Annotated in this window: 9 protein-coding genes; 3 read left to right on the top strand and 6 right to left on the bottom strand. The window is 74.8% G+C overall.

Annotated elements, in window-relative coordinates:
- Positions 1 to 462: 462 nt before the first annotated feature.
- The 4 genes from I5Q34_RS32485 to I5Q34_RS32470 all read right to left on the bottom strand — a co-directional run bounded on the left by I5Q34_RS32485 (position 463) and on the right by I5Q34_RS32470 (position 4,431).
- Positions 463 to 921, bottom strand: coding sequence for a MarR family winged helix-turn-helix transcriptional regulator (locus I5Q34_RS32485; RefSeq protein ID WP_277965415.1), 459 nt, complete (start codon positions 919 to 921; stop codon positions 463 to 465).
- A 50-nt stretch (positions 922 to 971) separates the two neighbouring features.
- Positions 972 to 2,465, bottom strand: coding sequence for an MFS transporter (locus I5Q34_RS32480; RefSeq protein ID WP_199896023.1), 1,494 nt, complete (start codon positions 2,463 to 2,465; stop codon positions 972 to 974).
- A gap of 83 nt (positions 2,466 to 2,548) precedes the next feature.
- Positions 2,549 to 3,655: a PP2C family protein-serine/threonine phosphatase gene (locus I5Q34_RS32475; RefSeq protein WP_199896022.1), complete on the bottom strand. Its 1,107-nt coding sequence runs from the start codon at positions 3,653 to 3,655 to the stop codon at positions 2,549 to 2,551.
- A gap of 74 nt (positions 3,656 to 3,729) precedes the next feature.
- Entirely contained in the window at positions 3,730 to 4,431 is a 702-nt protein-coding gene (locus I5Q34_RS32470) for an IclR family transcriptional regulator (RefSeq protein WP_234429733.1), read from the bottom strand.
- 258 nt (positions 4,432 to 4,689) lie between these two features.
- On the opposite strand from I5Q34_RS32470, the gene I5Q34_RS32465 reads away from it, so the two are divergent.
- Both I5Q34_RS32465 and I5Q34_RS32460 read left to right on the top strand, forming a co-directional pair.
- On the top strand, positions 4,690 to 4,974 hold the full coding sequence (locus tag I5Q34_RS32465) for a hypothetical protein (RefSeq protein WP_199896021.1): 285 nt from the start codon (positions 4,690 to 4,692) through the stop codon (positions 4,972 to 4,974).
- A 22-nt stretch (positions 4,975 to 4,996) separates the two neighbouring features.
- Positions 4,997 to 5,380 carry an RNA-binding S4 domain-containing protein gene (locus I5Q34_RS32460; protein ID WP_199896020.1) on the top strand — a complete coding sequence of 128 codons (384 nt, stop codon included), beginning with the start codon at positions 4,997 to 4,999 and terminating at the stop codon, positions 5,378 to 5,380.
- A 199-nt stretch (positions 5,381 to 5,579) separates the two neighbouring features.
- On the opposite strand, the gene I5Q34_RS32455 is transcribed toward I5Q34_RS32460, so the two are convergent.
- Positions 5,580 to 7,004 (bottom strand): MFS transporter, encoded by a 1,425-nt coding sequence (locus tag I5Q34_RS32455; protein ID WP_199896019.1) that lies wholly within the window; start codon positions 7,002 to 7,004, stop codon positions 5,580 to 5,582.
- A gap of 500 nt (positions 7,005 to 7,504) precedes the next feature.
- On the opposite strand from I5Q34_RS32455, the gene I5Q34_RS32450 reads away from it, so the two are divergent.
- Positions 7,505 to 9,004 (top strand): LCP family protein, encoded by a 1,500-nt coding sequence (locus I5Q34_RS32450; protein ID WP_277965416.1) that lies wholly within the window; start codon positions 7,505 to 7,507, stop codon positions 9,002 to 9,004.
- Positions 9,005 to 9,052: 48 nt separating this feature from the next.
- Here I5Q34_RS32450 and I5Q34_RS32445 read toward each other — a convergent pair whose 3' ends face one another.
- Positions 9,053 to 9,700, bottom strand: coding sequence for a DUF4142 domain-containing protein (locus I5Q34_RS32445; protein ID WP_199896017.1), 648 nt, complete (start codon positions 9,698 to 9,700; stop codon positions 9,053 to 9,055).
- Between the last annotated feature and the right edge of the window lie 137 nt (positions 9,701 to 9,837).

The following is a 9,837-nucleotide window of genomic DNA, read 5'->3' as shown; positions in this document are numbered from 1 at the left end:
CCGCTTCGGGGCTCCGCCCCGGACCCCGTATCGCGGCTTCGCCGCTCGTCCTCAATCGCCGGACGGGCTGACAGTGCGCGCCCGAGCCGAAGTGCGCGCCCGAGCGGAAGTCTGCACCTGGGCGGAAGTCTGCGCCTGGGCGGAAGTCTGCGCCTGAGCGGAAGTCTGCACCTGGACGGAAGCCTGCGCTTGGGCGGAAGTCTGCGTGGGGCTGGACATCCCGCGCGGGCACGAATCAGCCCGTCTGGGGGTCGCCCCCTCCGGGGAGTTTGAGGACAGCGCCCGGAGGGCGCTTCGGGGGTGCAGGGGGCGGAGCCCCCGCCTCACCGCGCGGAGCGCGGTTTCAGGGGTCCAGGGGGCGAAGCCTCCGGTCAACGCGGCGAAGCCGCGTCACAGGCCCGGGGCTCGCCCCGGAAGAAACGGTGAAAGGGCGGGCCGGGGGCAAAAACCCCCACCCCCACCTCACTCCTCCTCCACCAACCGCGCCAGCAAATCCACCGCCTCCACCACCACGGCCCGCTCCCGGTCGTCCAGTTCCTCCCGAAGCGCCCGCGCGATCCACCCCTCGCGCGTCCGCCGCACCTCCTCCACCTGCCGACGGCCCTCCGCCGTCAGGGACATGAGCGTCTGGCGGCGGTCCGTCGGGTGGGGCGAGCGTTCGACGAGGCCCGCGTCCTCCAGGGCGGCCAGGGTCGCACCCATGGACTGGGGCCGGACCCGCTCCGCCCGGGCCAGTTCGACCGTCGTGGCCGGGCCCCGGCGGTCGAGCCGGCTGAGGACGGCGGCCTGGGACATCGTCACGTCCGCGCCCTCGGACGCCGCGCGCAGCCGCCGGGTCAACTGCCCGGCGAGGGCACGGATCTTCGACGCCGCCTCGTGCAGCTCGTCGGGGGCGGGGGGCTGGTGTTCGTGGGCCGTCACCGGGCCAGGGTACCCGCCGGGAGCCGTCCCGCCCTTCGTCCCGCCCCTGGTCAGCGCCCTGCCCCGGTTCGTCCGGACTCCCCGGGCCGACGGGCCTGCGGGAGCTGTCCGGACTTCCCGCCGCGCCCGGACGCGCCGCGCCCTCCGGACAGTTCGCGGTCGAGCAGCGTCGCCAGGAGCAGCAGCACCCCCAGCCCGCAGAGCACGGCCGCGGCCGTGTGCAGTCCGGCCGTCGTGGCCCGCTCCCCGTACACCAGCCCGATGAGGCTCGTGGACGCGATGGCGCCCACGTACTGCGCGGTGCGGAACAGCCCGGCCGCCGTCCCGGTCTCCCCGGCGGGGGCCTGGGCGTAGAGCGCGGTCTGGTTGCCCACCGAGTTCAGCCCGTTGGGCAGGCCGAAGACGACGCCGACGAGGACCAGTACGGCCACCGGGGTGCCCGGCCCGGTGAAGGCCAGCGCCGCCGCGGCCACGACCATCGCCACCGTCCCGGCGAGCAGCGGGCCGCGCACGGTCCCGCGGCGCGAGCCGGCCCACGAACTCAGCGCGGCCACCGCGCACATGGGCAGCATGAGGACGCCGGTGAGCGCCGCGGAGTACCCGCGCTCCTCCTCCAGCCACTGCGTGAAGCCGTACAGGACGCAGTAGATGACGAGGTACGAGGCGCCGTAGCGGGCATAGGTGCGCACCAGCGGCCGGTTGGCGGCCAGCATCCGCAGGTCGACGAAGGGCCGCCGGGCCCGGCGCTCCCACACCGCGAGGGCCCCGGCGGCGGCCGCGCCGAGCGCGAGCAGCGGCCAGTCTGGCCGGCCGAGGCCGGTCAGGAAGAACATCGAGGGAAGCAGCGTGGCGGTGAACAGCAGTACACCGAGCGGGTCGAGGGCCGTCCGGAGGCTCTCGCCGCCCGTGTCGCGCGGCCCGTCCGGGGGCAGCCACGCCAGGGCCATGAGGAGACCGGCCACCGCGAGCGGGACGTTCACGGCGAAGACGGCCCGCCAGCCGGCCAGTCCGGTCAGCAGCCCGCCCAGGGCCGGCCCGACGGCCGCGCTGCCCAGGGCGGCGATGGTCAGCGCGCCCAGGGCGTTGCCCGGGACCCGGCCGTCCGCCGTACGGGCCGCCCGGGCGCGGATCATGGCCATGGCCGCCGGGTAGGCGGCCGAGGTGCCGATGCCGGTCAGGACGCGCACCGCGATCAGCTGCCCGAGGGAGTCGGCGAGCAGCCCGGCCAGTCCCGACAGGCCGACGAGGACCAGCCCCGTGAGGTAGACGCGGCGGGCGCCCAGCCGGTCGGCGACCCGGCCCAGGGCCGGCTGGGCGACCGCGCTGGCCAGGTAGAGGCCGGCGACGAGCCACACGGTGGCGGCGGTGGAGGCGTGGAAGGCCCGGCCGATGGGGACGAGCGCCGTGGAGATCATGGTCGAGTTGACCGGGTTGAGCATCGAGCCGATCATCACCGCCGCGGTGAACCGGGCGCCGACGCCGGTGGCGCCACCGCCCGTACCGGAACTCGTCCGGACGGCGTGTTCCCTGACGCTGCGGTTCATGAGCACCTTCCTTCCGGCGGGCGCGTCCGCACCCCATAAAGGAAGGCTAGCTTTTCATCAGGAAAACTTGCAAGGTTTCCTTGTTATTCATTCTGCTCCCGGCGGATGACCAGCAGCGCCGCGTCGTCCGCCAGCTCCCCGCCCGTGTAGGTCAGCAGGTCCGCCAGGAGCCGGTCGGCCAGGGCCCCGGGGGCGCTTTCCGTCAGCGCCGCGAACCGCCGTTCCAGCGGATAGAAGCGGCCCGACGCGTCCCGGGCCTCCGTCACGCCGTCGGTGTACAGCAGCAGGAGGTCCCCCTTGTGGAACGGGAAGGCGTCCGGGTGGTACGGGCCGCCGCCCACCAGCTCCCGCAGCGCCAGCGGCGGATCCGTCCCCTCCGCCCGCGCCTCGATCGCGGTCACCGTGCCGCCGGACCGCACCAGCGGCGGCAGGTGCCCGCAGTTCACCAGTTCCGCCCGGCCGCCCGACCGCGGGACGCCGAGCAGCGCGGCGGTCACGAACTCCTCCCCGATCCCGCGCCGGCGCACGGTCGCGTCCAGCCGCCCGGCCACCGCGTCCAGGCGGGCCTCCACCTGGGCCGCCTCCCGGAAGGTGCCGAGCACGTCGGCCGCGGTCTCGACGGCGCCGAGCCCCTTGCCCCGGACGTCCCCGATGAGCAGCCGCACCCCGAACGGCGTCTCCAGCACCTCGTACAGATCGCCGCCCACCCGCGCGTCGGCCGCCGCCGCCACGTACCGCACGGCCACCCGCAGCCCGCCGACCCGCTCCGGCGCCGGACGCAGCAGCGCCTGCTGCGCGGCCGTGGCCACCGAGCGCGAGCGCAGCAGCTCGCGCTCCCGCGTCGCCACGAGCACCACGTTGGCGGTGCTGATGCAGGTGATCGCCAGCACGGTGAGTGCCGCGGTGAGATGGGTGATGAAGGGGACGTTGACGTCGTTGTAGGCCAGCGGGACCACGAGAAGCAGGGCGATCAGGCCGGTCAGCAGGGGGACCCGGGCCCGCCGGGTGCCGATGCTGGCCAGCACGGGAGCGGTCCCCAGCGCGGGGGAGAGTGTCACCCGGGGGTTGATGGTGAAGTCGGTGGCGATGGTGACGGCCAGCAGCACCCAGCCGGCGATGACGAGTCCGCGGGCCGGGCGGGGGAGGGCCGGCGCCTGCGACGGGCCGTCGTGACCGGGGGCGCGCTTCATGACTGCTTCCCACCCTAGGGCCGGCCCGTGCGTGCGCAACCGGGCCCCGGTTGCGCACGCGGATCACCGCCCCGTCAGCGCGCCGGGGCCGCCTCCAGCGAGGCGGAGGTGGCGCGCGCGGCGTCGAGCAGCAACTCCTCGTTGTGGCGCGCCCGTTCGCCCGTGGGGCGCAGGACGGCCCGCGGGCCGGTGAGGCACAGGGCGGCGACGGGACGGCCGTCGCCCGCCGGGTCGAGGACGGCCGTGGCCAGCGACGCGGTCTCCGTGCCGATGCCGTCGCCCGCGCCGTCGCCCGTGCCGTCGTCGGCGTGGAGGCACCGCCCCTCGGCCGGATCGCGCAGCACCCGGGCCAGGGCGCTGCCTGCCGGGACGACGTCACCGGTCACCAGCCGCTGGGGCGAGTTGTCCGGGCGGAAGACGTGGTGGATGACCTGCGCCCCGCGCGGGTGCGCCACGGCCAGCAGCACACTCGTGCCGCTGTGCGCGGCGAGGGTGTCGGCCCAGGGCATGGCCGCGGCGCGGACGTCGTTGCAGTCCGGTCGTCCGCCGGGGCGCGGGAGCGGGCGGAGCGGCTCGCCGGGGCGGCAGACCCCGGAGCCGGCCTCGTACTCGATCAGCCCCTCCGCGCGCAGTCCGCTGAGCAGATCGCCGACGGCGCGGTCGGGCAGGCCCAGGGAGGCGGTGAGTTCGCGGAAGGTCACGCCCCGGTCCGGCTGCCGGGCCAGGAGCTTCAGCACGGCGGCCGTGCTGCCGACGGGGGCTCGGTGCTCGGTCATCTGCGGTTCTCCGTTCTGGGTCCGGTCGCGGATTCCCCAGGCTAGGAACGGGTCCGGGCGGCAGCGTTCCCCCGACCGGGGGAACGGCCGGGGGACGTGGCTGTCCCCCGCCGCCCCGCGAAACGGCGGCATGGCGCACGGACCGTCACCACGTGTATGCATGGAGCAGCTGTCATGTAACGGTCCAACTGTGCAGGCGACGTCCATGCGGCGGCGTCCGCGCGGCGAGTCTGTGCGACGACGGGAGGAACGACGGCGATGGCGGTCGGCGACACTCGCGACGACGTGAACGAGGGAGCCACGGAGGGCACCTGGGGCCCGCCCCTGCTCGCACTCGCGCCCGCTCTGCTCATCCGCATCATGTCCGACCGCTCGGGTCCCTGGCAGGCCGCGGCCTGGACGGTCTGGGGCCTCGCCGCCGCGCTGACCGCGGCGGGCTGGGCGACCGCGGTCCGGGGCGGGATACGCAGGTCCCAGGGGTGGGCCACGTGCCTGCTGCTGCACGTGGGGCTCGCGGTGCAGGCCCTGTCCCTGGCGTCCTGAGGCCCTGGCTAGAGTCGGGGGCATGGTTGAGGACGAAGGCCCCGTACGTGTCGACAGCTGGATCTGGGCCGTGCGGCTGACGAAGACCCGTTCGCTGGCCGCGACGGCCTGCCGCGCCGGCCACGTCCGCGTCAACGGCGACCGCGCGAAGCCGGCGCAGACGGTGCGGCCCGGGGACGAGGTGCGGCTCTTCCACGCCGGGCGCGAACGCGTCGTCGTGGTCTCCCGCCTGGTCCGCAAGCGGGTCGGCGCCCCGGCCGCGGCGGAGTGCTACGTCGACAACAGCCCGCCGGTGCCGCCGCGCGAGGTCGCCGCCGCCGCGGGCGTACGCGACCGCGGCACGGGCCGCCCGACGAAGCGGGACCGCAGGGAGATCGAGCGGCTGCGGGGTGCGCCGGGGGCGTGAGCTCGCCCCTGGCCCTCCCCCAGAGGGGCACCCCCACTTTCACCGTTTCTTGCGCGCTTCGCGCGGGGGCAACGCGGCTGCACCGCGTTCGTCCTCAAACGCCGGACGGGCTGGATTTCGCGCCCGATGCGGGGCCGAGGGGCGCAGCCCGGAAGAAACGGTGAAAGGGCGGGCCGGGGCAAACCCCCTCAACGGCCCCTCAACGGCGACGCCCCACCCCCGCCGCCACCCCCATCACCACCGCGAACGGCACCAACGCCACCACCGCCCACCGCGGCCCACCCCCTGCCCCCGACAGGTGCAGGGCCAGCGTCACCAGCGCAATGCCCAGCGCCGTCCCCAGCCCCCGCGCCATGTTCACCAGCCCACCCCCCGTCCCCGAGGAACTCGTCGGGATCGCGGTCATGATGACCGCGTTGTTCGCCGGCGTGTAGACGCCCAGCCCCAGCCCGAGCAGCACCAGCAGCGGCACCAACACCACCGGCGTCAGCGGCAGCACGGCCATGACCACCAGCGCCGCCACGCACACACCGGCCCCCAGCAGACAGCGCCCACGGTCCGGCATCCCGCGCGGCAGCGCCCGGTCCGCGCAGGTCGCCGCGAGCGCGAAGCCGGCCGGCAGGGCGGTGAGCACGAGGCCGGCGACGAGCTCGGAGGAGCCCGCCGACGTGAGCGCGGCCGGCACCAGCACCAGCGGCCCGAAGAGCACCAGGTAGTCACAGAGCGCCCCGCCCAGCCCCGTCGCCACCGTCCGGCACCGCAGCAGCGCCGGATCCAGCAGCGGCCGCTCGCTGCGTCCCAGATGCCGCCACAGTGCGGCGCCGGCCACCCCCGCCAGCAAGAGCAGCACGACGACCGTCCACCACGGGAACGGCAGGCCCGAGGCCCCGGAGACCCCCAGCAGGAGCGCGGTGGTCGTGGCGGCCAGGAGCGCCAGGCCGACGCGGTCGAAGCGGGCGGCGGCGGTCCGGCTGCGGGTCCTGGGCAGCAGGTAGTGGCCCGCCACCAGGGCGACGACGCCCACCGGCACGTTGACGGCGAACACCCAGCGCCAGCCGAACGCCGAGACCAGCGCACCGCCTACCGTCGGCCCGAGCGCGAGTCCCAGTGCCTGGGCCGCCGCCTGCACCCCGAGCGCGGCCCGCATCCGGCCGCGCGGCGCGCTGGTGGTCACCAGGGCCACGCTGTTCGACTGCATCATCGCCGCCCCGGCGGCCTGGACGACGCGGGCGCCGACCAGCGCGGCCAGCGAGGGCGCCAGCCCGCAGGCCGCCGAGGCGGCGGTGAACAGGGCGAAGCCGTAGAGGTACAGCAGCTTGCGCCCCCGGGCGTCCGAGATCCGCCCGACGGGCACCAGCAGGGCGACCAGCGTCAGCAGGTAGGACAGCGACACCCACTCCACGGCCGCCATCGAGGCGTGGAACTCGCTGCTCAGACTCCGGTACGTCAGCGTGACGATGCTGGCGTCCAGCTGCCCCATGAACGCCCCGAAGCACACCGTGACCACGGCCAGCCGCCAGGCACCGGGCCGCTCGCGTATCCGCCGGGGCCGGGCCCGCTCCTCGGTCAGCGCCGCCGGCCACGTCCGCGAACGGGACGGATGCGGGGCCGGACGTCGGGACATGGACTCCTCCTCGGCACAGAGGCCCGGGACGGCTCGGGACAGCGGTACGCGGCTCGGGAACAGCGGTACGCCGTCTGTCGAAACTAGCCCGGACGGAGGACCTCCGCGAACGTGGCCCCCGGAACACCCGCCGGATCTCCGCCCGGCCCCCACGCAACTCGTCCCGCAACCCGTCACCGCACCCCGCCATGGCTCGTTGAGCGCTCTGGCGGGGGAGGCGTCCCAGGGGGCCCGCCCGCCGGGAACGGGCAAGGCAGGAAGGGCGGGCGATGCGCGACCCCCGCGGCAGGGACGGAAAACAGGGCACCACGAAGGGTGCCGTCAGGAGCTCCGTCAAGGGACCCGTAAAAGGCCCTGTCAGAGGCGCTGTCAGAGGCCCTGTCCAAGGCCCCGGCAAAGGCCCGGCCAGGAGCTCCGCCGGAAAGGCCGCCCCGCCCCGGGACGCCCCCCGGCCCAGCCCGGGCCACTACGCCCGGATCGCGGTCTGCCTCGCCTCGGCGGTGATCCTGGCGATCGCCGGGACCGGCTGGCTCGCGGGCCACTGGCTCACCAAGGGCCTGACCACCTCCCGGGCCCTGGAGGCCCTGCGGAAGAGCGCTCCGAGGAAGCCCGACGACTCCGTCAACCTGCTGCTGATCGGCCTGGACAGCCGCAAGGACATGAACGGCGACGACCTGCCGAAGGAGTTCGTCCAGCAGGAGCTGCACGCCGGCTCCAGCGGCATCGGCGGCTACAACACCAACACGCTGATCCTGATGCACATCCCGGCGGGCGGCGGGAAGGTCACCGCGTTCTCCATCCCGCGCGACGACTACGTCCAGGTCGCCGGCGGCCGCGGCGAGCACAAGATCAAGGAGGCGTACGGGATCGCGAAGGCCGAGGCCCAGGACCGGCTGGCCGCGCAGGGGCTCAAGGGCGCCGAGCTGGAGCACCGCAGCCGGGAGGCCGGCCGCGAGGCCACGCTGGCGACGGTGCAGGATTTCCTCGGGGTGCCCATCGACCACTTCGCCGAGGTCAACCTGCTGGGCTTCTACGACATCGCCAAGGTCGTCCAGCCGGTCCCGGTCTGTCTGCGGCACGCCGTCCACGACCGGTTCTCCGGCGCCGACTTCCCCGCCGGCCGCCAGGAGCTGGATGCCCGGCAGGCCCTGGCGTTCGTCCGCCAGCGGCACGGGCTGGAGGGCGGCGACCTCGACCGGACGCACCGACAGCAGGCGTTCCTCTCCTCTGTCGTCCACAAGCTCACCTCCCAGGGCGCCTGGAGCGACATCGACAAGCTGGAGGGGCTGCTCGACGTCGTCAAGAAGGACGTCGTCCTCGACGACCAGTGGGACCTGCTGGCCTTCGCCCGCCAGGCCCCCGACCTCACCGGCGGTGACGCCGAGTTCCACACCCTGCCCATCGCCGGCTTCGCCACCCGCAAGGGAGAGGCGGTCAACCTCGTCGACCCGGCCCGGGTCAGGAGCCTCGTGCGGGAGATGATCGACCGCTCGAACCACTCGGACCACTCGGATCACGCGTCGGATCACGCGGATCACCCGGGCCATCCGCGATCCGACCGGTCCGTGCCCCCCGTCGCTTCCCCGAGCCCCCCGCCCCCCGTCCCCGCCGACGCCTCCTCGACCACCGTGGACGTGCACAACGCCTCCGGCGTCCGCGGCGCGGCGGCGGCCGAGTCCCGCTCCCTGTCCGCCCTCGGCTACGCGCCGGGGCACATCGCCAACGCCCCCGGCGGGGGCGGGACGAGCGTCGTCCACGGCCGGGGGGCGGGGGCCGCGGCCCGGCAGATCGCCGCGCGGCTGGGGGTGAGCGCGACCCGGAGCTCCGCGGTTCCCGTGCGGCGGGTCGTCGTCACCCTGGGGTCCGGCTTCACGGCGCCCGGGCCGGGCGCGGCCCCGTCCCCCCACCCGGCCGCCGCCCCCGGCGGGGACTCCCGGGTGCCGTCCGACGCCTTCCAGGGCCGGTCGGTGCGGATGGGGGGCATCACGTGCGTGGACTGAACCGAGGGGAACGGACGCCCTGTTGAGACGTCCTTCCAGGGAGCCCTGTTAAGGCCGGCGCACCGGGACGCTCTGGGTGCGCGCCGGGACGCTGTGGTGCGTGGAGGTACTGGTACGCGCCGGTGAGGTGTGCTGGAGCGACGAAGGCCGCTTGACCGGCTTGACCGGGGTGATCTGCCGGTCCGGGGACCGCATCATGCAGTCGCGCACGAGGTCCAGGTGTTTGGCGATGACCGGCTGCGCCTTCTTCGCCGCGTCCCGGATGTCGGCGTCCCTGCCGTTGGACGCCTCGTCCTTGAGCAGGTCCAGCGTCAGGACGTGCGCGGTGTCCTGGGCGCGCAGCCAGAGGTTGTCGTAGGCGGGCGTGTGGGCTTTCTTCCGCAGTTCCTTGAGGCTCTTGTCCTGCTCGTCGCTGACCTTCCGTGGCAGGGCCACGTCCAGTTTGCCGCCCAGTTCCTTGACCCCCTTGTCGAGCTCCGTGTGGTCGCGGACGAGCACCCTGCCGGTCTCGCGCACGCACGGGGCCACGGCGTTCTTCTGCGCGTCGCTGCCCGCCGCGATCTCGGCCATGTTGCCCTGGTGCACCGTCTCCAGGAAGGAGTCGTCGCGGGAGTCGGTGGCCAGTGCCGTACCCGTCGACGCCGTGACTAGGGAGAGGACCGCCAGTGCCGTCGTGACCCGGTGTCGCATACGCATTTTCGCTGCTCCGTTCTCGTCGGCCCGCGCCGCCGCGGCGACGCGGGCCCGTCCGGCCGGGGGGCGCCGGTCGCGCCCCCCGCGGAGCTGAACAATGCACCGGGCCCCGGCCCGGCAGCCCCTCGGACGCCACCGCT

Source organism: Streptomyces sp. AV19, from assembly GCF_015999245.1.
In the GTDB taxonomy this organism is placed as follows: domain Bacteria; phylum Actinomycetota; class Actinomycetes; order Streptomycetales; family Streptomycetaceae; genus Streptomyces.
Note: the sequence above shows the minus strand (reverse complement) of the source record. Positions and strands in the feature narration are given on the sequence as shown.

Bases quoted from the DNA above. Each gene is read 5' to 3' on its own strand.
- I5Q34_RS32470 (WP_234429733.1), bottom strand. From the start codon at position 4,431: ATGACCGAGCACCGAGCCCCCGTCGGCAGCACGGCCGCCGTGCTGAAG.
- I5Q34_RS32480 (WP_199896023.1), bottom strand. From the start codon at position 2,465: ATGAACCGCAGCGTCAGGGAACACGCCGTCCGGACGAGTTCCGGTACG.
- I5Q34_RS32465 (WP_199896021.1), top strand. From the start codon at position 4,690: ATGGCGGTCGGCGACACTCGCGACGACGTGAACGAGGGAGCCACGGAG.
- I5Q34_RS32455 (WP_199896019.1), bottom strand. From the start codon at position 7,004: ATGTCCCGACGTCCGGCCCCGCATCCGTCCCGTTCGCGGACGTGGCCG.
- I5Q34_RS32460 (WP_199896020.1), top strand. From the start codon at position 4,997: ATGGTTGAGGACGAAGGCCCCGTACGTGTCGACAGCTGGATCTGGGCC.
- I5Q34_RS32445 (WP_199896017.1), bottom strand. From the start codon at position 9,700: ATGCGTATGCGACACCGGGTCACGACGGCACTGGCGGTCCTCTCCCTA.
- I5Q34_RS32475 (WP_199896022.1), bottom strand. From the start codon at position 3,655: ATGAAGCGCGCCCCCGGTCACGACGGCCCGTCGCAGGCGCCGGCCCTC.